The following is a 22,326-nucleotide window of genomic DNA, read 5'->3' as shown; positions in this document are numbered from 1 at the left end:
GGTACGACCATGGAGACCCCCACGACCGCCGACCTCTACGACCGGCACGGCGACGCCCTCGGCTCGTGCGACACCCAGCTACGCCAGTTCGGCGGTGTCCGGGCCTTCGCGGGCCGGGCCGTCACGGTGCGCTGCTTCCAGGACAACGCCCTGGTCAAGTCGATCGTGGCCGAACCCGGGGAGGGCCGGGTGCTGGTGGTGGACGGGGGTGGCTCGCTGCACACCGCCCTCATGGGTGACCTCATCGCCGGCACGGCCGCGGAGAGCGGCTGGGCCGGCGTGGTGATCAACGGCGCGGTCCGGGACGTCGTCGCCCTCGGTGCCCTGCCGATCGGCATCAAGGCGCTCGGCACGAACCCGCGCAAGAGCGCCAAGACCGGTGCCGGCGAGCGGGACGTGCCGGTCTCGTTCGGCAACTGCGTCTTCCCGCCCGGAGCCGAGGTGCACAGTGACGACGACGGCGTCGTCGTGCTGCCGGTCGCCTGACTAGCCCTCGGTGGCCGGGTGCGGAGCGACCTGGCCCTGGCGGAGCCGGGCCGCGCAGAGTTCGGCCAGCTTCGCGTACGCGGGGGCGCCGATCAGCGCGGTCAGCTCGGGGCCGTACGAGATGTACATGGGCTCGGCCCCGACGTGCGCGTCGGTGGAGGAGGTGCACCACCAGTCCAGGTCGTGACCGCCCGCGCCCCAGCCGCGCCGGTCGAACTCGGCGAGCGTGGAGATCAGCACCTTGGTGTTGTCGGGGCGCTTGTGCCAGTCCTGGTCGCGGCGGATCGGCAGCTGCCAGCAGACGTCCGGCTTGTATTCCAGCGGGTGCACCCCGTCGCGCAGCGCCTGGGCGTGCAGCGCGCAGCCGCCCCCGCCCGGGAAGTCGGCGTCGTTGAGGAAGACGCAGGGCGCGTCGACGGCGCGGGTGGCCGTCCGCCGGGCGGGGTTCTTCCCGTCGATGGTGTCGTTCTCGGTCCAGTTCTTGAAGCCCCGGCGGAAGTGCTGCCAGGTCTCCGGGGTGAGCCGCTTGACCGCCGCCCGGACCCGCTTCTCGTCGTCGCCGTCGGTGAAGAACGCGCCGTGCGAGCAGCAGCCGTCCGCGGCGCGGCCCGCGACGATGCCGTGGCAGCCCTGGCCGAAGATGCACGTCCAGCGAGAGAGCAGCCAGGTCAGGTCGGCCCGCACCAGGTGTTTGGCGTCGGCCGGGTCGACGAACTCGATCCACTCCCGGGGGAAGTCCAGCCCGACCTCCCGGCTGCGCGGGTCGTCGGGGTCGTCCACCAGCACGTGAAGCTCGATCTGCCCAGTCACCCGGACCAGCGTACGCGGGGTGACCCCGCCCGGCTGGCGAGCCGGCGAAACGTGTTGGCCCTAGGGTGCTCAGCATGCGACTGGGTGTTCTCGACGTCGGCTCCAACACCGTGCACCTGCTGGTGGTCGACGCCCATCACGGCGCCCACCCCTGGCCCGCGCACTCGGAGAAGGTGGTGCTCCGGCTGGCCGAGCAGATCGGCCCGGACGGCGCGCTGACCGACGTGGGCGCGGACGGGCTGGTCAAGGCCGTCAGCATGGCCCGGGCGGCGGCGGACGGGCTGGAGGCCGACGACCTGCTGGCCTTCGCCACCAGCGCGGTCCGCGACGCCACCAACGCCGGCGAGGTGCTGGCCCGGGTCCGGGACGAGTCCGGCGTACGCCTGGAGGTGCTCTCCGGCGCGGACGAGGCGCGGATGACCTTCCTGGCGGTGCGGCGCTGGTTCGGGTGGTCCGCCGGCCGGCTGCTCGTCATGGACATCGGCGGCGGCTCGCTGGAGCTGGCGGCCGGCATCGACGAGGGCCCGGACGTGGCGGTCTCGCTGCCGCTGGGCGCGGGGCGGCTGAGCCGGGAGCGGCTGAAGATCGACGCGTCCGGCACCGTCCCGCCGTCCCCCGAGGCCGTCGAGGAGCTGCGGGAGTACGTCGACGCCCAGCTCGATCCGGTGGTCGAGCAGCTCACCGAGGTCGGTTGGGAGCGTCCGGTGGCCACCTCGAAGACGTTCCGGACGCTGGCCCGGCTGGCCGGCGCGGCACCCTCCGGAGCCGGGCTCTGGGCGCGGCGCAGCCTCACCCGCACCGGGCTGCGGCAGGTGCTCGGGTTCATCCGGCACATCCCGCCGGCCCAGCTGCCCGAGCTGGAGGGGGTCAGCGCCCAGCGGGCCCACCAGCTCCTCGCCGGGGCCGTGGTGGCCGAGGCGGTGCTGCGCCGGCTCGACGTGGACAGCGTGGACATCTGCCCGTGGGCGCTGCGGGAGGGGGTCATCCTGCGCCGGCTTGATCAGCTGGCGCCGATGTGATCCCGGCGGCCGTTTTACGTCTTTCGCGACTGCTCGTCCCGATGCGCGGTGGCGGGTGCCGCTACCCTGAGGGGCGTGACTTCCCGCGTTCCGGTGCTCCTGTCCACGTCCTCGGTCTTCCCTGAGCGGACCGCGGCGGCGTTCCAGCTGGCCTCGACGCTCGGATACGACGGCATCGAGGTGATGGTCTGGACCGACCCGGTCAGCCAGGACTCCGGCGCGCTGCGCGGCCTCGCCGACCACTACGGCGTCCCGGTCCTGTCGGTGCACGCGCCCTGCCTGCTGGTCACCCAGCGGGTGTGGAGCCCCGACCCGTGGGAGCGGCTGCGCAAGGCCGCCGAGCTGGCCGAGACGCTGGGGGCGCCCACCGTCGTGGTGCACCCGCCGTTCACCTGGCAGCGCGACTACGCCCGCAACTTCGCCGACGGCCTCGACCGGATCGCCGGCCGGTTCGGCGGGCTGCGCTTCGCCGTCGAGAACATGTACCCGGTGCGGATGGCCGGCCGCCAGTTCGTCCCGTACGTCCCGGGCTGGGACCCGACCGACACGGGCTACGCCGCTTACACGCTGGACCTGTCGCACTGCGCGGCCTCGCACACCGACGCCCTGGCCATGGCCGACCGGATGGGGCCCGCCCTGGCCCACGTGCACCTGGGCGACGGCACCGGCGAGGGGCGCGACGAGCACCTGGTGCCCGGGCGCGGCGGCCAGCCCTGCGGGGAGCTGCTCCGCTCGCTGGCGGGCCGGGGCTTCGCCGGCTCGGTGGCGGTCGAGGTCACCACCCGGGGCGCGAAGAGCCGCGCGGTCCGCGAGGCGGACCTGCGCGAGTCCCTCGAGTTCGCCCGGGCCAACCTGACCGCCCCCTCCCCGGTCGACGCCTGACGCCCGGGGAGCGTCGGAGGTCAGCTGACCGGGGTGAGTGGTTCCGGCTGGGTCGGAACGGTCACCTGGTCGCCCACGGCCGCCCGCTTGCGGGCCCGGTGCGCGGCCACGTGCGAGCGGGTGGCGCAGCGCTCCGAGCAGAACCGCCGGCAGCAGTTCGACGAGGTGTCCAGGTAGACGTTGCCGCAGCGCTCGTCGGCGCACACCCCGAACCGGGCGCTGCCGTATTCGCAGAGCCAGACCGACAGCCCCCAGACCGCGCCGGCCAGGTATTCGGAGCTGACCGAGGCGCCTCGGCTGGTCACGTGCATGTGCCAGTCGGAGGAGTCGTGGCCGGAGATGCGCGGCTGGACGGGGAACGCCTCCAGCAGCGTGTTCAGCTCCGTCACCGCCTCCGCGTCCCGGCCCGAGGTGCCGTACTCGAAGACGTCGCGCAGGCGCTTCTGCGCCCGCCGGAAGATTGCCAGGTCCCGGTCGGCGACCTCGTCGCGCATCCACGCGTTGTCGTCGGGGAAGATGGCCCGCAGGTCGTCGAGGTCGTCCAGGCGGGCGTTGACGAGATCAACACCGGTCCGGGCGTACGCGTCGAAGTTCACGGCACCAACGGTAGACGACTCACGGGGTACGCGGCGCGTCGATGTAGTGGGGCAGGAACCGCGCGTAACCGTCCGTGATGAGGCTCTCGCTCTCCCGGAGGCCCGCCCCGGCCGACTCGCCGTCCACGATCCAGCTGCCCAGGACCATCCGGCTGCCCGCGAACTCGGGCAGCGCCCGGAACTCCTGGTAGCAGAAGCCCTCGTTGCCGTAGATCCCCGGATTGGTGATCTCGGTGCCGCCGGTGACGATGCGCACGGAGCCGCCCTCCCGCCCGAGCAGCGGCTTGGCCACGTACCCGGTCATCCCGCGGGGCGAGTCCAGGTAGGCGGGGAGCAGGTACTCGTGGCCCGGGTAGAGCTCCCACAGCACCGCCAGCAGCGCTTTGTTCGACAGCAGCAGCTTCCAGGCCGGCTCGATCCAGGTGGTCGGGGTGCCCGGTGCCAGCGCCGGCGGCCCGTACGGCTCGGCCAGCATCCACTCCCAGGGGTAGAGCTTGAAGCAGGTGCTGATCGGCCGGTCGGCGGCGTCGACGAAGCGCCGCCCGTCCCAGCCGACCCGCTGGATCGGCAGGAGCGTGACGTCCAGCCCCGCCTGGCGGGCGGTCTCGGCCAGGTAGCCGGCGGTGATCTGGTCCTCGCCCGACTCCTCCTCCGCGGACCACACCACGTGCACCCGCGGGTCGTGCAGGCCGGCGCCGATCTTCGCCCAGGCCCCGACCAGCCGCTCGTGCAGGCTGTTCCACTGGTCCGCGTCCGGCCGGGTGTGCTCCAGCCAGTACCACTGCACGATGCTCGCCTCGACCAGCGCTGTCGGGGTGTCGGCGTTGTACTCGAGCAGCTTCGGCGGCCAGCTGCCGTCGTACCAGAGGTCGAAGCGGCCGTAGAGGGTCGGCGGGCCCTCCCGCAGCGACCGGGCGACCGCCTCGGCGGCCCACTCCGGGATGCCGAACTCGGCGTACCGGTTGCGGGCCACCACGTGCTCGGCGGCGGCCACCGACATCCGGTGCAGTTCCTCGGTGGCCTCCTCCAGCCGGAGCACCTCGTCCAGCTCGAAGGCGTACGCGGCGGTCTCGTCCCAGTACGACATGACCCCGCCGTCGGGCAGCTCGGTGTCGACGTACACCAGGCCCTGGGCCCGGACGGTGGCGTCCCAGTCCGGGCGCGGCGTGCTGGCCTCCCGCCGCACGTCAGCCCCCGCAGGAGGCGAGGTGGGTGCCGAAGCCGCCGCGCTCGGGCAGCGCCGCGCCGACCGGCGCCGCGATGTCCCGGGCGGCGGTGACCGGCGCGGGGACCCGCAGGGTGACGGCGACCGTGTCGCCGCCCCCGCCCGCCGGACCCAGGGCGCAGTCGTCATCGTCGTCGTAACCGTTGTTGCAGCCGGACAGGGCGAGGGCCAGGGCGGTCAGGGCGCCGAGCTGCACGGTGGCCGACCGGAGCCGGCGTCGGGGGCGTCGTTCCACGTGATCGTTTGTAACGGATCGCCGCCAGCCGGGTCGCCCCGCGGCCCCGCCGGAACGCTGCGTGACGTTGCCCGCCGCCCCCCGGCGCGGGCCCACCGCCGGGCGTTACGCTCGGCTCATGCTCCGTTCCGTCATCCTCGCCGCCTCCCGGTCATCCCAGGTCGAGCGGCTCGTCGCGACGGCCCCGTTCACCCGGGACGTCGTCCGCCGGTTCGTCGCCGGCGCCGGCACCGACGACGCGCTGCGCGCGACCCGCGCGCTCGTCGCCGACGGCCAAGCGGTCACCCTCGACAACCTCGGTGAGGACACCGTCACCCCGGAGCAGGCGAACGCCACCCGGGACGAATACCTCAAGCTGCTGCGACTGCTGGGCGCCGCCGGGCTCACCCCGGCCGCCGAGGTCAGCGTCAAGCTCTCCGCGCTCGGGCAGATGTTCGACGAGCAGCTCGCGTACGACAACGCACGGGCGATCTGCGCGGCGGCCGACGCGGCGGGCACCACGGTCACCCTGGACATGGAGGACCACACCACCACCGACTCGACCCTGGACATCCTGGCCAAGCTGCGCAAGGACTACCCGTCGACCGGCGCGGTGCTCCAGGCTTACCTGCGGCGGACCGAGTCGGACTGCCGTGAGCTGTCCGGCGCCGGTTCCCGGGTGCGGCTCTGCAAGGGCGCGTACAAGGAGCCCGAGTCGGTGGCGTACCAGTCCGCCCGCGAGGTCGACAAGTCGTACGTGCGCTGCATGAACGTGCTGATGTCCGGCGACGGCTACCCGATGCTGGCCACCCACGACCCGCGCCTGATCGCCATCGGCGAGGACCGGGCCCGCTGGTTCGACCGGGGCCCGGAGCGGTTCGAGTTCCAGATGCTCTTCGGCATCCGCCCCGAGGAGCAGAAGCGCCTCGTCGGCGACGGGTACACCGTGCGCACCTACGTCCCCTACGGCGACCAGTGGTACGGCTACCTCATGCGCCGGCTGGCCGAGCGCCCGGCCAACATGGTGTTCTTCGGCCGCGCGCTGATGTCGAAGAAGTGAGTCAGTCGTTCGACCAGGTCCGGGTGCAGAGCACCAGCCGGTAGCCGTCCGGATCGGCGAACGTCACCCCCCACAGGTCCCAGTACGGGCCGGCGGAGACCCTGGTCCCGCCGGCCCGTTCCAGTCGGTTGGCCAGTTCGTCGTCGACCGGCCCGTCGAGGTAGAGCACGAACAGGTCCTCCTCGGTGGGGCGCGGCGCGACGGCCGGCTGGGCGCCGCCGACCAGTTCCAGGTGCCAGCCCGCGCCCGGCCAGCCGAGCATCACGAGGTCGTGCGTGCCGGGCCCGTCGGCGGTGCTCCGGTAGAGCACGTCCAGGCCGAGGCCGTCGGCCCAGAACCGTTCGGCGGCGGCCAGGTCGCGGCTGGGGCGGGCAAGGCGTACGTGGGTGTCTGCGGAGAGCGGCATGGGCGAGATCCTCTGACCTCCACCCGACTTGAGGTCAATCCTTGACAGGCAAAGCTAAGGCCATTAGCTTTGTGGCTATGACGATTAGCCAGGTGGCGCGGGACGGCGGAACCATCGCGTACGAGGTGCACGGCGACGGGCCGCTCGTGGTCCTCTCGCACGGCATGGGGGAGAACCGGGCGACCTTCCGGCACCTGGTGCCCCGGCTGGTGTCGGCCGGCTACCGGGTCGCGTCCGTCGACGTGCGCGGGCACGGCGACTCCAGCCCGCGCTGGCCCAGCTATGCCCCGGCCGAGGTGAGCGGCGACCTGCTCGCCGTGGTCCGGGCGCTCGGCGGCGGCCCGGCCACCCTGGTCGGCAGCTCGTCCAGCGCCGCGCCCGTGGTCTTCGCCGCCGCCGACGCCCCCGAGCTGGTCAACGGCATCGTGCAGATCAGCCCGTTCGTCGCCCCGCCGAAGCCGAACCCGGTGCTGCGGGCGGCCCAGGCGGTCGTGCTGCGCAGCCCGCGGCTGTTCGGGATGTTCCACCGCACCCTGTTCCCGTGCGGCCGGCCGGCCGACGACGCCGCGTACCGGAAGGAGATGGTCGCCAGGCTGCGCGGCCGCATGGACGCGGTGCGCGGCGTGGTGGCGCCGGTCGACCCGCACTGGACCGCGCGGGCGCGGGAGGTGCGGCAGCCGGTGCTGGTCCTCATGGGCACGAAGGACCCGGACTTCCCGGACCCGGGCGCCGAGGCGCGGGCCGCCCGCCGGCAGTTCACCACCGCCGAGGCGCGCATGATCGCCGACTCCGGTCACTACCCGCACGCCGACCAGCCCGAGGCCACCGCCGGTGACCTGCTGGAGTTCCTGGCGGTGACCACCCGTGCCTAGGGCCGGCCTGACCCCGCAGACCGTGGTCCGCGAGGCGGCCGTGCTCGCCGACGAGGTCGGTTACGACCGGCTCACCCTGGCCGCGCTCGCCGCCCGGCTGGGCGTCGCGCTGCCCAGCCTCTACAAGCACGTCCGGGGCGTGGACGCACTGCACCAGAAGCTGGCCGTGCTGGCGACTGCCGAGGTCGCCACGGAGCTGACCACCGCCGCCGCGGGCCGGGCCGGCGGCGACGCCCTGCGCGCCACCGCCGCCGCCTTCCGGGAGTACGCCCGCCGGCACCCCGGCCGCTACCCGGCCACCCAGCGGGCCCCGGACCCCGACGACCCCGAACACCTCGCCGCCGCCGAACGGGCCGTCGGCGCCATCTACGCGATCCTGCGCGGGTACGACCTCAGCGGCGACGCCGCGGTCGACGCCACCCGGATGTTCCGGGCCGCCGTGCACGGCTTCATCACCCTCGAGGCGGCCGGCGGGTTCGGGCTGCCCCGGGACATCGACCGTTCCTTCGACGAGATGGTGGCCGCGCTGGACACCGCGTACCGCAACTGGAGGTCCCGGTGAAGGCAGCCCTGGCCGTGCTCATCTTCCTGCTGGAGTTGGCCCTGCTCGCGGCGGCCGGCTGGTGGGGCTTCACCCTCGACGCCGGCTGGCCGGTGCGACTGCTCGCCGGGCTCGGCGCGCCGCTGGCGATCGCCGTCGTCTGGGGGCTGTTCTGCTCGCCCCGGGCCAGCGTGGCGCTGCCCGCACCGGCCAAGCTGGGCGTGCAGGCCGCCTGCTTCGTCACCGGCGGGGTGCTGCTCGCCCTGGCCGGGCGGCCGGTGCCGGGCGCGATCCTGGTGGCCCTCTGGGCCCTGGACAAGGCCCTCCTCACCCTCTCCGGCGAAAAGATCTGACCCGCCCCGGCCGCGGTCGCCGCTGGATCTTGGACGATTTCGGCCCCTATAGGGGCCACTTCCTACCAAGATCTCTCGCGGAGACCGGGGTGGCGCGCGAGGCGCTTCCCGGATCGCCCGATTGGTCGTACCCTTCGCCGGTGACCGACGGTGACGAGCAGCCCGCCGGGCCGGCGGCGAGCGGCGACGACCAGCCGGCCACGGCGCCGCGGGACGGCGACCGTTCGGCGGAGCAGCCGACCGCTGTCGGGGCCGGCGACTCCGCCACCGGGACGCGCCCGACCGATGACCTGCCCAGGGCGGCCGGCGTCCACCCGCTCGTCGGCGGTGACGGGCCGCCGCCGGAGGGCGTGCCGCAGCTTCCGGCCACGCGAGGCCGGCGGTGGCGGCTCTGGGCCGCCGTCGGGCTGGTTCTCGTGCTGGTGGCGTGCGGCGTTCCCGGCGTACTTCTGCTCGGGCTGGTGCGGGACGCGGCCGGGCGGCCGGCGGCGGAGCGGGACGGCCGCGGCACGGCGGCCGAGCGCCGCCTCGGCGAGCGGATGGCGGCCCAGCTCGACCGGCAGGCCGCCGCGCTGCTCGACGGTGACCGGGCCGGCTTCCTCGCCGTCGCCGAGCCCGCCGCCCGACCCGCGCTGATCCGCCGGTACGCGGCGCTGCGCGCGCTCCGGGTCACCGCGTGGCGGCCGGCGGCCGACGGGGTGCCGGTGGCGGTGGACCGGCGGCCGGGGGAGTGGCGGCTGGCGGTGACGGTCGGCTACTGCTTCGTGGTGCCGGGCTGCACGCCGGGCAGCGTCGAGCTGGGCACGCGGTGGCGGGTGACGGGCGACGGGGCGGAGCCCCGGCTGGTCGCCGTCGAGGAGTCCGGGGCGACCCCGGCCGGCGCGCGGCCGTGGGAGGTCAGCGACCTGGCCGTGGCGGTCGGGAAGCGGGCCGTGGTCGCCACCACCCCGGCGCTGCGGGCCAAGCTGCCCGGCCTGCTCGCCCAGGCCGAGGCCGCCGCCAAGGTCGCCGACCTCTACGCGGTGGCCGGCGCGCCCCCGGACCGCTACCTCGTCTACTACGCCGGCCGGGCCGAGTGGCAGCGGTGGTACGGCGGTGGCCGGCCGAAGTGGACCGCCGGATACGCGGTCGGTGTCGGGGGCGGGCACCACGACGTCGTGCTCAACGCGCAGAGCCTGACCCCGACCGGCGTCGACGACCTGCTCCGGCACGAGCTGACCCACGCCGCCTCGCTGCCCGACCGGGGCTACGCGGACCGGTCGAGCTGGTGGCTCGTGGAGGGGCTGGCCGAGTACGCGGGCGCGGACGGCCAGCCGGTCGACCGCTACGAGGGCCTGGCCGAGGTCCGCAAGCTCGTCCGCGGCGGGTGGAACGGCCGGCTCGACGCCCTCGCCCCGGCCGACGACGCCGCCGACGACCGGGTCGGCGGGGCCTACGGCATCGGCTACCTGGCGGTGCGCCACCTGGTCGACCGGTACGGGGAGCAGCGGGTCCTGGACTTCTTCCGGGCCGTGGTGCACGAGCGGCGGTCGATGGCCGAGGCCGCCGACGAGGTGTTCGGCGACCCCTGGTCCGGGCTGCACGACGACTGCGTCGCCTACCTCCGCGCGGCCACCGGCTGAGACGTCGACGCTGGTCGACGGGTCGTAGCATGGGCCGGGTGGCCCGCACCCCCTCGCCGCGGCTGCCCGCGGCCCGCCGCCCGCGCCTCCTCGTCGCCCTGCTCGCCGTCGTCGCGCTGACCGGCACCACCGCCGCCTCGTGCGGCGACGACCCGCCCGCGGTCACCGTGGCCGAGGTGGGCCGCTCCCCGGTTGCCGAGGTCATCGACGCGCCGGCCACGGTGACCGCCCGCGCCGCCGCCACCCTCACCGCTCCCGCCGACGGCACCCTGGCCAGCCTGCGCGTCCAGCCCGGACAGCGGGTCGCCCGAGGGCAGGTGCTCGCCGTGATCGACTCCCCGGCCGCGCGGGACCGGCTGAAGCAGGCCCGCGAGGCGCTGCGCGCGGCGAAGCGGGCCGGCCGGGGCGTCGGCGCCGGCGACCTGGGCGGGAGCCGGCGGGACACCGACCGGGCCGCCGACGAGGCGTTCGCCGCCGCCCGCAAGGCGGCCGGGAAGGTCGGCGATCCCCAGCTGCGGTCCGCGCTGCTGCTCCAGGTCGAGTCGGCGCAGCAGCAGTACGCGTCGGCCGCCCGCGCCGCCGACCGGGCGGTCAGCGCCGTGCAGCGCGGGGTGGCCGGGCTGAACAGCGCCGTCGGCGCGCTGTCGACCGCGCAGCGCCTCCAGGCCCAGCAGGCGTACGACCTGGCGAAGGCGACCGTGGACGCGTTGACCCTGCGTGCCCCGGTCGCCGGGGTGGTGCAGCCGGGCGGGACCCGGGCGGCCACCCCGACCGACCTCAGCGGGCTGCTCGGCGCGGCCGGGGGCGGGGTGCCCGGTCTCGACCCGTCGGCCCTGGGCGGGGCCGGGCAGGGCGGCCCGCCGGCCGGGGTGGACGACGCGGTGCCGGCCGGTGGCCGGGTGACCGCCGGCACGCCGGTGCTGACCGTGGTGGACACCGGGCAGCTGGGCCTGCTCGCCGAGGTGGACGAGACCGACGTGCTGCTGGTCCGCGCCGGGCTGACCGCGTCGGTGGAGCTGGACGCGGTGACCGGCGCGGCGTACGACGCCACGGTCCGCTCGGTGGACGTGCTGCCGACCAGCTCGGCCCGGGGCGGGGTCACCTACCGCGTGCGCCTCGGGCTGGGCGCGGGGCGGCTCGGTGAGGGGGAGGCCGCCCCGACGCCCCGCCCCGGCATGAACGCTGTGGTCCACCTTCGGGTCCGCGAGGCGGCCGACGCGGTGGCCGTGCCCGCGTCGGCGGTCTTCTCCGCCGACGGGCGGGACGCGGTCTGGCTGCTGCGGGACGGGAAGGCCGACCGGGTGCCGGTGACCGTGGGCGTGCAGGGGCAGGACCTCGTGCAGATCGTCAGCGGGGTGCGCGCCGGCGACCGGGTCGTGGTGCGCGGCGCCGACCAGGTCCACGTCGGCCAGGAACTCCGGTGACCGTCGCCGCGGTCGAGGCGGTCGACGTGTCCCGCACGTACGAGCTGGACGGGGTGTCGGTGCCCGCGCTGCGCGGGGTGTCGCTCACCATCGGGCAGGGCGAGTACGTGGCGGTGATCGGGCCCTCCGGCTCGGGCAAGTCCACGCTCATGCACCTGCTGGGCGGGCTGGACCGGCCCACCGGCGGCCGGCTCGTGATCGGTGGCCGGGACGTGGCCACCCTGACCGCGCCGGAGCTGGCGACACTGCGCAACGAGACCATCGGCTTCGTGTTCCAGGCGTTCCACCTGCTGCCCCGCACGTCCGCGGTGGACAACGTGGCGCTGCCCCTGGTCTACCGGGGCGTCGGGGCGCGGCAGCGGCGGGAACGGGCCGCGGCGATGCTCGGCCGGGTCGGGCTGGGGCACCGGCTGGGCCACCGCCCCAACCAGCTCTCCGGTGGCGAGCAGCAGCGGGTGGCGATCGCCCGGGCCCTGGTCACCGACCCGGCGGTGCTGCTCGCCGACGAGCCCACCGGCAACCTGGACAGCGCCACCGGCGAGGCGGTGCTGGAGCTGCTGGAACAGCTCAACGCCGAGTCCGGTGTGGCCCTCGTGATGGTGACCCACGACCCGGAGGTGGCGGCGCGGGCCCGCCGGCGGATCGCCGTCCGGGACGGGCTGATCCGCTCCGACACCGTTCATGATCGACCGCTGTCGGGCGGCGACGGTCGACCTGCGACACTGGACGCCGCTCCCAGCGCGGAGCCCCGGTCCGCGTCCGGAAGCGGCCCGGGGCACCCGTCCGGTGGCTCCGGTGGCGCCACCGGAGCCACCGGACGCCTTCCGCGGGACGGCGGGCCGGGCACGCCCGGGGGTGCCGCGTGAGGCTGGCCGAGGCCTGGCGGGTGGCGCTGGACGCGCTGCGGGCCAACCGCATGCGCAGCGCGCTGACCATGCTCGGCGTGATCATCGGGGTCGCCTCGGTGGTGCTCCTGGTGGCCATCGGCACCGGCACCAAGCAGAAGGTCGAACAGCAGGTGGAGGGCCTCGGCTCGAACCTGCTCCTCGTGGTGCCCGGCAAGCTCGACGTCGGCACCGCGCCGGTGGTGTCGCCGCTGGACCTCAAGGACGTGGACGCCGTCTCCCGGGTGGTCGGCGACCCCGGCCGGGTGGCCGTCACCATCGCCTCCGGCGCGACCGCCCGGGCCGGCACCCGGTCCGACTTCACCACCGTGCAGGGCGTGCTGGAGACCACCCCCGCGGTCTTCACCCGCTCGCTGGCCCGCGGCCGCTACCTGACCGGGGCGGACGTGGACACCAGCCGCCGGGTGGCGGTGCTCGGCGCGTCCGTGGCCAGGGCGCTCTTCCCCGACCGGGATCCGCTCGGCCAGCAGGTCACCCTGGCCGGGGTCCGGTTCCGGGTGATCGGCGTCTTCACCCCGCTGGGCCAGAGCCTCGGCGTGGACCGGGACGACGAGGTGCACATCCCGGTGACCGCCGCGCAGCGGCTCTGGGGCACCCAGCGGATCGACGGCATCGCGGTCAAGGCGCCCGACCGGGAGCGGATCGACCAGCTCGGCGACCGGATCGTCGCCGAGCTGTCCCGCCGGCACCCGGACACCGAGTTCAGCGCGGTCACCCAGCAGCAGATCCTCGGCGTGCTCGGCGACATCCTCGGCGTGCTCACCGGGGTGCTGGCCGCCATCGCCGGCATCTCGCTGCTGGTCGGCGGCGTCGGCGTCTCCAACATCATGCTGGTCTCGGTGCGCGAGCGGACCCGCGAGATCGGCTTGCGCAAGGCGGTCGGCGCGCGCCCCCGGGACATCGGCGTCCAGTTCCTGCTGGAGGCGGTGCTGCTCACCTCGATCGGCGGGCTGACCGGGATGGCGCTCGGCGTGGGCACCGCGCTGCTGGTGGACGCGGTCTCGCCGATCCCGGCGGCCATCACCTGGTGGTCGCTGGCGCTCGCCTTCGGGGTCTCGGCGGCCGTCGGCATCGTCTTCGGCGTGGTGCCCGCCCAGCGCGCCGGCCGGCTCGACCCGGTGGTGGCGCTGCGCGCCGAGTGAACAGGACGGGCCACCCGTCCGGGCGAAAAAGACCAGCTCAACACGGGGTGAACGGGGCGCCTTCCATGATCAAAGGGAGGAAGGGATCGCGCCGGTCACAGCCGTCCCGCTACCGTACTGGTAACACGCGCGTCGCTCGTCGTGGCGGGAGCAACCTGTCCGGCGGCACGCGCCGGGCATGGGAATGGGTCGGTGAGCCATGGCCGGGTCGCAGTCCGACGCTCGACTGTCGGATGTCAGGTTCCTGACCGTCGCCGAGGTGGCGACGGTCATGCGGGTGTCGAAGATGACGGTCTACCGTCTCGTGCACAGCGGTGAGCTGACCGCCGTGCGGGTCGGCCGGTCGTTCCGGGTGCCCGAGCACGCCGTGCACGAATACCTCCGGGGCGCCTTCCAGGAGACCGCCTGACACGTCGCCGGCCAGGCCGGCGAGTGCGACGTAACGGGCATCGACGGGGGCGCGTTGGTCCTGCTGACGCACTCCGGCTACCCTGGACCCCGACCGTGACCGCACCCTGGTGTGCCCTGCCCACCACGCTGGTCCGGTCCGTTGTCCGCAAGCGGTCACCGACACCACCCCCCGTGGTGTCTTCCGGTCCGCCCCGCACGTTGCATCGAAAGGCTGTCGTATGGGCTCGGTGGTCAAGAAGCGCCGCAAGCGCATGGCTAAGAAGAAGCACCGCAAGCTGCTGCGCAAGACCCGCGTCCAGCGTCGCCGTCTCGGCAAGTGACCGGGGCCGGGCCTCGGCCCGGCAACCGGCACCACTTGCCTTCTGTCGACCCCCGGAGGCTCAGGTGATCAGGCCGCGGACGTCCCGGCTCGATCCGGCCTGCCGGCCAAGGCGCACGGCATGACCCCCGGTGGCACCCCAGGTGCTCCGGGGGTCGTCGTCGTGACCGGGGTCGGCCGCTATCTCGGCGCGCACGTCGCCGCCCGGCTCGCCGCCGACCCGCGCATCGACCGCGTCATCGGGGTCGACCCGGCCACCCCCAACCCCGAGCTCGCCGACCTGCTGTCCGGGGTCGAGCGGGTCCGCCTCGACCTCGACTCGCTCGGCGGTCTCCTGGCCGACCTCGACGTCGACGCCGTGGTGCACCTGGCGCTGGTCACCGCCCCCGACCCCCAGCAGGGCGGCCGGGCGGCCATGAAGGAACAGAACGTCATCGGCACCATGCAGCTCCTCGCCGCCTGCCAGCGGGCGCCCCGGCTGCGCAAGCTCGTGGTCCGCTCGTCGACCGCCGCGTACGGGGTGTCGTTCCGGGATCCGGCCGTCTTCACCGAGGAGACCGAGCCACGCGAGGTGCCGCGCGGCGGTTTCGGCCGCGACATCCTCGACATCGAGGGATACGTCCGCGGGTTCCGCCGCCGCCGGGCCGACGTCACCGCGACCGTGCTGCGCTTCGCGCCGTTCATCGGCTCGACCGCCGACACGACGCTCACCCGATACTTCGCCCAGCCGGTGGTGCCCACCGTCTTCGGCCGTGACCCGCGCCTGCAGTTCGTCCACTTCGACGACGCCCTGGAGGTGCTGCACCGGTCGGTCGCCGAGGAGCACGCCGGCACCTACAACGTCGCCGGGCCGGGGGTGCTCTCGCTGTCCCAGGCCATCCGCCGGTCCGGCCGGGTGGCCCTGCCGGTGCTGGAGCCGGGCCTCGCCGGGGTGGCCGCGATCGCCCGCAGCATGGGCTTCGGCCGCTACGGGCTGGACCAGGTCGACCTCTTCGTGCACGGTCGGGTGGTGGACACCACCAGACTCGAGCGCGAGTACGGCTTCACGCCCCGCTCGACCGCGGCCGCCTTCGAGGACTTCATCCGTGCGCACCATGGCGGCGTGGTCGTGACCCGGGACCAGCTCGCCACCGCCGAGCAGTTGGTGCTGGAGGGCATCCGGCAGGTCCGGGCGGCCGTGCGGGAGCGCCCGTGAGCGCGGCCGAGGAGCGGGGCGACGCGCGCTACGACGTACCGCTGACCGTGCCCGGGCCGGACGCGGAGCCGGCGCGGCGCAACGGGCACCGGCGCGCCGCGGCGGCCGCCGCCGAGCCGGCGATGACGGCGGCGCCGGCGGCCGGCGACGAGCCGGACACCTCCACCGACGAGCCGGCGCCGGCCCCGAGGGCGGGCGATGCCGCCCCGACGACGCCGGTCGCGAAAAAGGCCATGGCCAAGAAGGCCGTCGCCAAGAAGGCCGTCGCCAAGAAGGCAGCCGCCGAGAAGCCGGCGGACGGGCCGGACGAATCCGAGGCGGGCGATCCGGCCCCGCCCGGGCCGGCGGTGGCCGACCGGCCGGGGGACCACTGGGACCGGAAGGTCGCCAAGGGGCTCGCCTTCCTGCGGCGGCGGCTGGCCGGCGACTACGAGGTGGACGAGTTCGGCTTCGACCCGGACCTGACCGACGCCGTGGTCCACCCGCTCGTCCGGCTGCTCTACCGGGACTGGTTCCGCACCGAGGTCGGCGGTGTCGAACACGTGCCCGCCGACGGGGCCGGCCTCGTGGTCGGCAACCACTCCGGCACGGTGGCGCTCGACGCGCTGGTGCTCGCCACGGCGCTGCACGACCAGCACCCGGCGCGCCGCTACCTGCGGTTGCTCGGCGCCGACCTGGTCTTCCGGATGCCGGTCGTCTCCGAGATCGCCCGCAAGACCGGCGGGACGGTGGCCTGCAATCCCGACGCGGAACGGCTGCTCGGCAACGGTGAGCTGGTCGGCGTCTTCCCCGAGGGCTTCAAGGGGGTCGGCAAGCTCTACGCCGACCGCTACAAGCTCCAGCGCTTCGGGCGGGGCGGCTTCGTCTCGGCGGCGCTGCGCACCGGCACGCCGATCGTGCCGGTGGCGATCGTCGGCGGCGAGGAGATCTATCCGATGCTCGCCGACATCAAGCCGCTGGCCCGGCTGCTCAAGCTGCCCTACTTCCCGGTCACGCCGACCTTCCCGTGGCTGGGGCCGCTGGGCATGGTGCCGCTGCCGAGCAAGTGGCTGATCGAGTTCTGCCCGCCGATCCCGACCGCACACCTGCGCGACTCCGCCGACGATCCGCTGGTCGTGTTCAACCTCGCCGACCAGGTGCGGGAGACCATCCAGCAGACCCTGCACCGGCTGCTCGAACGCCGCCCGGACCCGTTCGGCCCCTGACCCGCGGGTGGGCGTCAGTCGACGCGCTGGCGGCGGCGGTGCAGGGCCAGCCCGGCGGTGACCGCGCCGGCGAGCAGCCCCGCGGCGGCCGTGGACGGCACGGCGATCTTCACGGCCCGACGCCCGGTGCGGAAGTCGCGGACGTCCCAGCCCCGCTCGCGGGCCTGCCGGAGCAGCGCCGGATCCGGGTTGACCGCCACCGGGCGCCCCACCGTGGAGAGCATCGGCAGGTCGTTGGCGGAGTCGCTGTAGGCCGCGCAACGGCTCAGCTCCAGCCCCTCCACCGCGGCGAGCTGGGTGATCGCCTCGGCCTTGGCCGGCCCGTGCATCAGCTCACCGACCAGCCGGCCGGTGTAGGCGCCGTCGACCACCTCGGCCACCGTGCCGATCGCCCCGGTCAGGCCGAGCCGGGCGGCGATGACCCGGCCGATCTCCACCGGCGCGGCGCTGACCAGCCACACCCGCTCGCCCGCGTCGAGGTGGCGCTGGGCCAGCTTGCGCGTGCCGGCCCAGATGCGCGGGGCCATCAGCTCGTCGAAGATCTCCTCGGTGAGGCGTTCCACGTCGTCCACCCGCCAGCCCTGGACGAACGCGAGCGCCGCCTCCTTGGCCTGCGACATGTCCCCGGCGTGCTCGGTGGCGAGCAGCCGGAACTTCGCCTGCTGCCAGGCGAACCGGGCCAGGTCACCGGTGGTGAAGTAGTTCCGGGCGGCCAGCCCGCGGGCGAACCAGTAGATCGACGCGCCCTGCATCATCGTGTTGTCCACGTCGAAGAACGCGGCGGCCGTCGGGTCGGGCGTGGCGGCGGCCGGGGGCGCCTCGGGAGTCTCCGCCCAGCCGGCGGTGTGCCCGTGGACGTCGGTGCTGACCGTCACCTTCCGGTCCCGGGTCACGACGACCTCCCCTCGACGACCACGTACGCCAGATCCGAGCCTATCCGGCGGGATGTGACGGACGGGTGTCCGGCGGGAGAAGTGTGGCGTGGACGGCTCTTCCGCCCGGATTCAGCGGTCGACGGGGCAGGCGGCCGGCGCGGGCCCGAGCGCGTCGCTGGCCGTCGGGGCCGGCAGCCCGCAGGCGATCGCCTCGCGGAGCGCGTCCGCGCGCCGGCCGGCCGCGTCGAGCAGGGCGAGCGAGCGGCGGGTGCGGTCCCGGTCGGCGTGGTCGGACCGGTCGAGCAGCCCGCTGACCGCCCGGCGCTGGCCGCCGAGGAACGTGTCGACGGCGTCCAGCGCCGCCGGGTCGGTGCGCTGCGCGGCCACGGTGGTCAGCAGGCGTACGCCCTGGCGGGTGTCGGCGTCCATGTCGTCGAGCACGGCGCTGAAGCCCAGCCGGTCGTCGCGGACCGTGGCGGCCTCGTCGAGCCGGGTGCGGGCGAAGTCGAGGAAGAGCTGCCCCCGGCTGATGTCGGAGCTGGTCAGGGCGAGCTGGGCGCGCTCGGTCGAGCGCTTCATGCCGTAGAGGGCGTCGCCGGGCAGCGCGTTCTCGCTGGCGGCGGAGATGCCGGAGAGGGCGATCGCGCCGGCGGCCACGCCGACCAGGATCGCGCCCCGGGCCCGGGCCCGTCGCCCGGTCATCGCCGGCAGCAGCGAAGCGCGGACGCCGGTGGCGGTGCCGGTCTTCGCCGGTGCGCCGACGCCCTCGCGCTCGGCGGTGGCCACGAGCATCGCCCGCAGCCCGGTGCGGAACTCGCCGTCCACCTCGACGTCGGGCCGGTCGGCGGTGAGTCGCCGGCTCACCGCGACGAGCGCCGTGAGTTCGTCGTCGGCCCGGGAACGGACGTGGTGCCGCCGGCCGCCGTTGGCCTCGTCGAGGAGCTGCGCGAAGCGCTCGGCACGCCGACGGGAGAAGAGGTCGCTGTCCACCGCAGGCACCCCCTCTCGCTGGTCACGGCCGCGCTGGCCGTCGTCGTCACCAGCGACCGGTGGCAGCGTGAGGCCGAGGGTCGACCGGGACGGCCGACCTGACCCGCCGGACCGGGTGGCCCGGGGGACGCCGGGACAACCACTGGTCGCACCCGGAGAAACGGTTCGCGACGGTCGCCGGTTACGGCCCGGTCGGTGGCGAAATCACCAAGAGTGATCGCGGTCACGAGTCGCGGAGGGCGCGTTCGTCCGCGCCCGGACGGGGTCGCCGGGCGGGTGGGACGGGTCGGGTCAGGGCTGGAAGCCGTCGGGCAGCAGCCGGGCCAGGGCCCGTACCGCCCGGTACTGCAGGGCCTTGATGGCGCCCTCGTTCTTGCCCATGGTGCGGGCCGTCTCGGCCACCGAGAAGCCCTGCAGGAAGCGGAGCACGATGCACTCCTGCTGCTCCGGGTTGAGCTGCTTCACCGCGGTGAGCAGGGCGACGTTGGTGATGTGCTCGACCACGGCGGCCTCGGGGCTGCCCTCGGGCCCCCGGTCCTCCCGGTCGGCGTCGAGCACGTCGCCGGTGGTCACCTCCAGCCGGTAGCGGCCGGACTTGAAGTGGTCGGCGACCAGGTTGCGGGCGATGGTGACCAGCCAGGCGCCCAGGTCGCGGCCCTGCCAGGTGAAGCTGCCGATCCGCTTGAGCGCCCGGAGGAAGGTGTCCGAGGTGAGGTCCTCGGCGAGTTGCCGGTTGCCGACCCGGAAGTAGACGAACCGGAAGACGGTGTCGACGTAGCGGTCGTAGATCAGGCCGAACGCCTCGGCCTCGCCGGCCTGCGCCCGCTCGACCAGCGCCCAGACCTCGGTGGCCGGGTCGGACGGGTCGGGGCGGCTCGGGAAGCCGGTGGCCGGGGCGGCGGTGGCCGGGACGGCCGGCAGCACGGCCGTGTCGCCGGCGGTCACCGCGGGCAGCACGGCGGTCTCGGCGGCCGAGGGCTCGCTGTTCGCCGCGGCCTCGCCGCGCCGGCCCTGGGCCGGCATGGTCGGCCGGGACGGGGCGCCGAGGCGGCCGGCGGCGGGCTTCGCGTTGCCGCCGGGCACGGCCGGACGCGGGGGCGCCTCGTTGTGGTGCGTGCGGTTGCGGACACGCCGCCCCTCACCGCGTACGGCGAGACCGCGGGTGCCGTCGGCGGCCGCCCGTGGAGCGGGCTCCAGGCGCTCGTTGAGGGGTGTTCGCTGGGTCGGGCCGGTCACGCCGGCCGGCCGCTCCGCGTAACCGAAGGTGGTCACCGCGCCTCCCCGATCCAGACGGGGCAGGGCCGCACCGGCCGCCGCGGCGTCGCGGCGGGACCGGGTACGCCCCGGCCGGGCGCGGCGGTTCCGGGACGTGCCGACGGGCGGCACGTCCGCTTGAGGTGCTGGTCCAATGCGCTCACAGGCACGGGGGCCTCCTCGGGCTGAGGGGTGTCGACTCACGGCAAATGGGGTGAGCCGACCCGAGTGATGATAGGGCCAACGTCACCCGCGCGTGGCAAGTCCGTTACACAGAGCGGAAGTATTTCCGGTCCCGTCGCACAGATGGCGGACGCCTTGTCCGTCGTGTGTGGTTGACTTTCGCGCCGATCCCTGGTCCGGAGTGGAAAGTCCTGGTCGGAGCCAACTTTCTTGCGCCCTCGGCGTGTCGTGGCGGCGGCCCGGCCGGGGCGGTTCCGGCTGCCCGGGGGACCCCCTCGGCCGACCGGTGGAGGCCACCTTCCCACATTCGGGATTCCCGAGTGCCGGGGTGGACAGTCCCGTGCAGGGGACGCGTGTCCGGCGTGTCCGGCGGGCGGGTGCGCCGCCACACGGCACCGGCCCGCCGTTCGGGCGTGGCCGGGCGGACGCGGCTGTGCCAGACTCAGCCACCGTGCAGGACGCAGCCGACAGCTCCGCGCCGAACCTCGCCGACCGGCTCCGCCGGGCGGCCGCCGCCCACGGTGACCGTCCCGCGCTGCACTGGCGCGACCGGACGCTGACCTGGTCGGCCCTGGACACCTCGGTCACCGCGACCGCCCGGGCGCTGGCCGCGGCGGCGCCGCCGTCCGCTCCGGCCCGCCGGCCGGCCCGGGTGGCGATCGCCTTCGGCAACACCCCGGACTTCGTGATCACCTATCTGGCCGTGCTCCGGGCCGGCCTGGTGGCGGTGCCGGTCAACCCGGGCTTCACGGCCCGGGAGCTGCGGCACGTGCTCGCCGACTCCGGAGCCGCCGTGCTGGTCGCCGCCCCGGAGGTGGCCGGCCGGGTGGCCGCCGGCGACCTGCCCGACCTCACCGCCGTGCACACCACCCCGCCGGTCACCGACGGTGACGGGGCGGCCGGGTTCCCGGCCCGGGGTGGCGACGACCTCGCCGTCCTGCTCTACACCTCCGGCACCGAGGGCCGGCCCAAGGGCGCCATGCTGTCGCACCGGGCCCTGGCCGCCAACCACACCCAGGTCGACCGGATCGACCCGCCGGTGGTCGGCCCCGACGACACCGTGCTGCTCGCCCTGCCGCTCTTCCACGCGTACGGGCTGAACTCCGGGCTCGGGGCCGTCGTGCACCACGGCGCGACCGGGGTGCTGGTCGACGAGCCGGGCCCGACCGGGGCGCTCGACGAGATCGGCCGGCACCGGGTCAGCGTGCTCGTCGGCGTACCGTCGATGTTCCTGGCCTGGGCCGACACGGCGGGCGACCGGCCCGCGGCGCTGGATTCGGTGCGGGTGGCGGTGTGCGGCGCGGCGCCACTGCCGCCGGCCGTCGGGGCACGCTTCACCGAGATGACCGGGCACCCGGTGCACGTCGGCTACGGGCTCACCGAGACCGCCCCGGTGCTCACCTCCACCCTGGTCGGCGGCGAGCCGAAGCCGGGTTCCATCGGCCGCCCGCTGCCCGGCGTCGAGCTGCGCCTGGTCGGCGCCGACGGCGCGGAGCTGTGGCGCGACGGGGTACCCGCGGCCGAGGAGGACGACGACGAGCTGGACCTCTCCGACGACCCGGCCGGCACCGACCCGGGGCAGATCGTGGTGCGCGGCGCCAACCTCTTCGACGGCTACTGGCCGGACGGGCGCGGCGGCCCCGACCCCGACGGCTGGTGGCCCACCGGCGACGTGGCGTACGCCGACTCCGACGGGGACCTCTTCCTGGTCGACCGGCTCGGCGAGCTGATCCTGGTCAACGGCTTCAACGTCTACCCGCACGAGGTGGAACAGGTGCTCCAGGCGCATCCCGGGGTGGCCGAGTCGGCCGTCCTGGGGGTGCCGCACCCGCGGACCGGCGAGACTGTCCGGGCGTACGTGGTGCGGGCGGCCGGCTCGACGGTGACGACGGAGGAGCTGCTCGGCCACTGCGCGCGTAACCTGGCCCGGTTCAAGTGCCCGACCGCCGTCGAGTTCGTCGACGACCTGCCCCACTCGGCGATCGGCAAGGTACGCAAGACCGAGCTCCGCCCGGCGGCGCGTCCGGTGCCCGCGCCCGCGTCGCCGACCCAGATCCGCACGGAGGTATCCGATGTCCAGTGACCCCCGGCTCACCCTCATCACCCGGCCCGGCTGCCAACTCTGCGAGGACGCGAAGGCGGCGCTCGACCGGGTGGTGGCGGTGACCGGCGACCGCTGGGTCGAGAAGGACGTGACGGGCGACCTCGAACTGGAGCGGGACTACGGCGACCGGCTGCCCGTGGTGCTGCTCGACGGCAAGGAGCACGGCTACTGGCGTGTGGAGGAGGAGCGGCTGCTGCGGGACCTGACCACCCCGCAGCTCTGAACGGCCCCTT

At 74.9% G+C, this 22,326-nt stretch carries 25 protein-coding genes; 17 read left to right on the top strand and 8 right to left on the bottom strand.

Annotated elements, in window-relative coordinates; translation table 11 throughout:
* The first annotated feature begins 9 nt into the window (after nt 1-9).
* Nucleotides 10-486 carry a ribonuclease E activity regulator RraA gene (gene rraA, locus ABZ452_RS05125; RefSeq protein ID WP_357939039.1) on the top strand — a complete coding sequence of 159 codons (477 nt, stop codon included), beginning with the start codon at nt 10-12 and terminating at the stop codon, nt 484-486.
* Here the strand turns inward: rraA and ABZ452_RS05120 are convergent, their stop codons facing one another.
* The gene (locus tag ABZ452_RS05120) at nt 487-1,296 is read right to left on the bottom strand and encodes a hypothetical protein (RefSeq protein WP_357939037.1); all 810 of its coding nucleotides are present in this window, start codon (nt 1,294-1,296) and stop codon (nt 487-489) included. It abuts the gene before it with no gap.
* A 74-nt stretch (nt 1,297-1,370) separates the two neighbouring features.
* Between ABZ452_RS05120 and ABZ452_RS05115 the strand changes: the two genes are divergently transcribed.
* Both ABZ452_RS05115 and ABZ452_RS05110 read left to right on the top strand, forming a co-directional pair.
* Complete coding sequence (locus ABZ452_RS05115) at nt 1,371-2,315, top strand: Ppx/GppA phosphatase family protein (protein WP_357939035.1); 945 nt, start codon at nt 1,371-1,373, stop codon at nt 2,313-2,315.
* A 75-nt stretch (nt 2,316-2,390) separates the two neighbouring features.
* The gene (locus ABZ452_RS05110; protein WP_357939033.1) at nt 2,391-3,197 is read left to right on the top strand and encodes a sugar phosphate isomerase/epimerase; all 807 of its coding nucleotides are present in this window, start codon (nt 2,391-2,393) and stop codon (nt 3,195-3,197) included.
* A gap of 20 nt (nt 3,198-3,217) precedes the next feature.
* Here ABZ452_RS05110 and ABZ452_RS05105 read toward each other — a convergent pair whose 3' ends face one another.
* From ABZ452_RS05105 to ABZ452_RS05095, 3 genes are read right to left on the bottom strand one after another with little or no spacing between them, the layout of a single operon-like run.
* On the bottom strand, nt 3,218-3,793 hold the full coding sequence (locus ABZ452_RS05105; RefSeq protein WP_151460872.1) for a CGNR zinc finger domain-containing protein: 576 nt from the start codon (nt 3,791-3,793) through the stop codon (nt 3,218-3,220).
* A 19-nt stretch (nt 3,794-3,812) separates the two neighbouring features.
* Nucleotides 3,813-4,979, bottom strand: coding sequence for a glutathionylspermidine synthase family protein (locus ABZ452_RS05100; protein WP_357939031.1), 1,167 nt, complete (start codon nt 4,977-4,979; stop codon nt 3,813-3,815).
* Nucleotide 4,980: 1 nt separating this feature from the next.
* The gene (locus ABZ452_RS05095) at nt 4,981-5,253 is read right to left on the bottom strand and encodes a hypothetical protein (protein WP_357939029.1); all 273 of its coding nucleotides are present in this window, start codon (nt 5,251-5,253) and stop codon (nt 4,981-4,983) included.
* A 118-nt stretch (nt 5,254-5,371) separates the two neighbouring features.
* Here ABZ452_RS05095 and ABZ452_RS05090 point away from each other — a divergent pair, with 118 nt between their 5' ends.
* Nucleotides 5,372-6,292, top strand: coding sequence for a proline dehydrogenase family protein (locus ABZ452_RS05090; RefSeq protein ID WP_357939027.1), 921 nt, complete (start codon nt 5,372-5,374; stop codon nt 6,290-6,292).
* 1 nt (nt 6,293) lies between these two features.
* Here ABZ452_RS05090 and ABZ452_RS05085 read toward each other — a convergent pair whose 3' ends face one another.
* The gene (locus ABZ452_RS05085) at nt 6,294-6,698 is read right to left on the bottom strand and encodes a VOC family protein (protein WP_357939025.1); all 405 of its coding nucleotides are present in this window, start codon (nt 6,696-6,698) and stop codon (nt 6,294-6,296) included.
* A 77-nt stretch (nt 6,699-6,775) separates the two neighbouring features.
* Between ABZ452_RS05085 and ABZ452_RS05080 the strand changes: the two genes are divergently transcribed.
* The 11 genes from ABZ452_RS05080 (at nt 6,776) to ABZ452_RS05030 (ending at nt 16,687) form a co-directional block, all read left to right on the top strand.
* A complete protein-coding gene (locus ABZ452_RS05080) occupies nt 6,776-7,570 on the top strand; it encodes an alpha/beta hydrolase (RefSeq protein ID WP_357939023.1) in 795 nt (264 codons plus the stop codon).
* The gene (locus tag ABZ452_RS05075) at nt 7,563-8,132 is read left to right on the top strand and encodes a TetR-like C-terminal domain-containing protein (RefSeq protein WP_357939021.1); all 570 of its coding nucleotides are present in this window, start codon (nt 7,563-7,565) and stop codon (nt 8,130-8,132) included. The genes ABZ452_RS05080 and ABZ452_RS05075 overlap by 8 nt, the downstream gene beginning before the upstream one ends.
* Nucleotides 8,129-8,464 (top strand): YrdB family protein, encoded by a 336-nt coding sequence (locus ABZ452_RS05070; protein ID WP_357939019.1) that lies wholly within the window; start codon nt 8,129-8,131, stop codon nt 8,462-8,464. Before ABZ452_RS05075 ends, ABZ452_RS05070 begins: the two co-directional genes overlap by 4 nt.
* 140 nt (nt 8,465-8,604) lie before the next feature.
* Nucleotides 8,605-10,086, top strand: coding sequence for a hypothetical protein (locus ABZ452_RS05065; RefSeq protein ID WP_357939017.1), 1,482 nt, complete (start codon nt 8,605-8,607; stop codon nt 10,084-10,086).
* Between the two features lie 29 nt (nt 10,087-10,115).
* Entirely contained in the window at nt 10,116-11,510 is a 1,395-nt protein-coding gene (locus tag ABZ452_RS05060; protein WP_357939015.1) for an HlyD family efflux transporter periplasmic adaptor subunit, read from the top strand.
* Nucleotides 11,507-12,376 carry an ABC transporter ATP-binding protein gene (locus ABZ452_RS05055; protein WP_357939013.1) on the top strand — a complete coding sequence of 290 codons (870 nt, stop codon included), beginning with the start codon at nt 11,507-11,509 and terminating at the stop codon, nt 12,374-12,376. The genes ABZ452_RS05060 and ABZ452_RS05055 overlap by 4 nt, the downstream gene beginning before the upstream one ends.
* Nucleotides 12,373-13,557 carry an ABC transporter permease gene (locus ABZ452_RS05050; RefSeq protein ID WP_357939011.1) on the top strand — a complete coding sequence of 395 codons (1,185 nt, stop codon included), beginning with the start codon at nt 12,373-12,375 and terminating at the stop codon, nt 13,555-13,557. The genes ABZ452_RS05055 and ABZ452_RS05050 overlap by 4 nt, the downstream gene beginning before the upstream one ends.
* A 199-nt stretch (nt 13,558-13,756) precedes the next feature.
* Nucleotides 13,757-13,966, top strand: a complete 210-nt coding sequence (locus ABZ452_RS05045; RefSeq protein ID WP_046564428.1) for a helix-turn-helix domain-containing protein — start codon at nt 13,757-13,759, stop codon at nt 13,964-13,966.
* Nucleotides 13,967-14,186: 220 nt separating this feature from the next.
* Nucleotides 14,187-14,288: an AURKAIP1/COX24 domain-containing protein gene (locus tag ABZ452_RS05040; RefSeq protein ID WP_007465623.1), complete on the top strand. Its 102-nt coding sequence runs from the start codon at nt 14,187-14,189 to the stop codon at nt 14,286-14,288.
* 120 nt (nt 14,289-14,408) lie between these two features.
* Nucleotides 14,409-15,482, top strand: a complete 1,074-nt coding sequence (locus tag ABZ452_RS05035) for an NAD-dependent epimerase/dehydratase family protein (RefSeq protein ID WP_357939009.1) — start codon at nt 14,409-14,411, stop codon at nt 15,480-15,482.
* A gap of 347 nt (nt 15,483-15,829) precedes the next feature.
* Nucleotides 15,830-16,687: a lysophospholipid acyltransferase family protein gene (locus tag ABZ452_RS05030; RefSeq protein ID WP_357939109.1), complete on the top strand. Its 858-nt coding sequence runs from the start codon at nt 15,830-15,832 to the stop codon at nt 16,685-16,687.
* A gap of 14 nt (nt 16,688-16,701) precedes the next feature.
* Here the strand turns inward: ABZ452_RS05030 and ABZ452_RS05025 are convergent, their stop codons facing one another.
* From ABZ452_RS05025 to ABZ452_RS05015, 3 genes are all read right to left on the bottom strand, one after another.
* Entirely contained in the window at nt 16,702-17,580 is an 879-nt protein-coding gene (locus ABZ452_RS05025) for an HAD-IB family hydrolase (RefSeq protein WP_357939007.1), read from the bottom strand.
* Between the two features lie 111 nt (nt 17,581-17,691).
* Nucleotides 17,692-18,552, bottom strand: coding sequence for a DUF5667 domain-containing protein (locus ABZ452_RS05020; RefSeq protein WP_357939005.1), 861 nt, complete (start codon nt 18,550-18,552; stop codon nt 17,692-17,694).
* Between the two features lie 291 nt (nt 18,553-18,843).
* Nucleotides 18,844-19,824: an ECF subfamily RNA polymerase sigma factor, BldN family gene (locus tag ABZ452_RS05015; protein WP_357939003.1), complete on the bottom strand. Its 981-nt coding sequence runs from the start codon at nt 19,822-19,824 to the stop codon at nt 18,844-18,846.
* 616 nt (nt 19,825-20,440) lie between these two features.
* Between ABZ452_RS05015 and ABZ452_RS05010 the strand changes: the two genes are divergently transcribed.
* Entirely contained in the window at nt 20,441-22,072 is a 1,632-nt protein-coding gene (locus tag ABZ452_RS05010) for an AMP-binding protein (RefSeq protein WP_357939001.1), read from the top strand.
* Entirely contained in the window at nt 22,062-22,316 is a 255-nt protein-coding gene (locus ABZ452_RS05005) for a glutaredoxin family protein (RefSeq protein WP_357938999.1), read from the top strand. The genes ABZ452_RS05010 and ABZ452_RS05005 overlap by 11 nt, the downstream gene beginning before the upstream one ends.
* Nucleotides 22,317-22,326: the final 10 nt, after the last annotated feature.

Source organism: Micromonospora sp. NPDC005707, assembly GCF_040631005.1.
GTDB lineage: Bacteria > Actinomycetota > Actinomycetes > Mycobacteriales > Micromonosporaceae > Micromonospora.
Note: the sequence above shows the minus strand (reverse complement) of the source record. Positions and strands in the feature narration are given on the sequence as shown.

What these genes read in the sequence shown, in the direction of transcription:
- rraA (WP_357939039.1), top strand. Translation starts at nt 10, where the DNA reads ATGGAGACCCCCACGACCGCCGACCTCTACGACCGGCACGGCGACGCC.
- ABZ452_RS05115 (WP_357939035.1), top strand. Translation starts at nt 1,371, where the DNA reads ATGCGACTGGGTGTTCTCGACGTCGGCTCCAACACCGTGCACCTGCTG.
- ABZ452_RS05090 (WP_357939027.1), top strand. Translation starts at nt 5,372, where the DNA reads ATGCTCCGTTCCGTCATCCTCGCCGCCTCCCGGTCATCCCAGGTCGAG.
- ABZ452_RS05085 (WP_357939025.1), bottom strand. Translation starts at nt 6,698, where the DNA reads ATGCCGCTCTCCGCAGACACCCACGTACGCCTTGCCCGCCCCAGCCGC.
- ABZ452_RS05080 (WP_357939023.1), top strand. Translation starts at nt 6,776, where the DNA reads ATGACGATTAGCCAGGTGGCGCGGGACGGCGGAACCATCGCGTACGAG.
- ABZ452_RS05060 (WP_357939015.1), top strand. Translation starts at nt 10,116, where the DNA reads ATGGGCCGGGTGGCCCGCACCCCCTCGCCGCGGCTGCCCGCGGCCCGC.
- ABZ452_RS05045 (WP_046564428.1), top strand. Translation starts at nt 13,757, where the DNA reads ATGGCCGGGTCGCAGTCCGACGCTCGACTGTCGGATGTCAGGTTCCTG.
- ABZ452_RS05040 (WP_007465623.1), top strand. Translation starts at nt 14,187, where the DNA reads ATGGGCTCGGTGGTCAAGAAGCGCCGCAAGCGCATGGCTAAGAAGAAG.
- ABZ452_RS05035 (WP_357939009.1), top strand. Translation starts at nt 14,409, where the DNA reads ATGACCCCCGGTGGCACCCCAGGTGCTCCGGGGGTCGTCGTCGTGACC.
- ABZ452_RS05005 (WP_357938999.1), top strand. Translation starts at nt 22,062, where the DNA reads ATGTCCAGTGACCCCCGGCTCACCCTCATCACCCGGCCCGGCTGCCAA.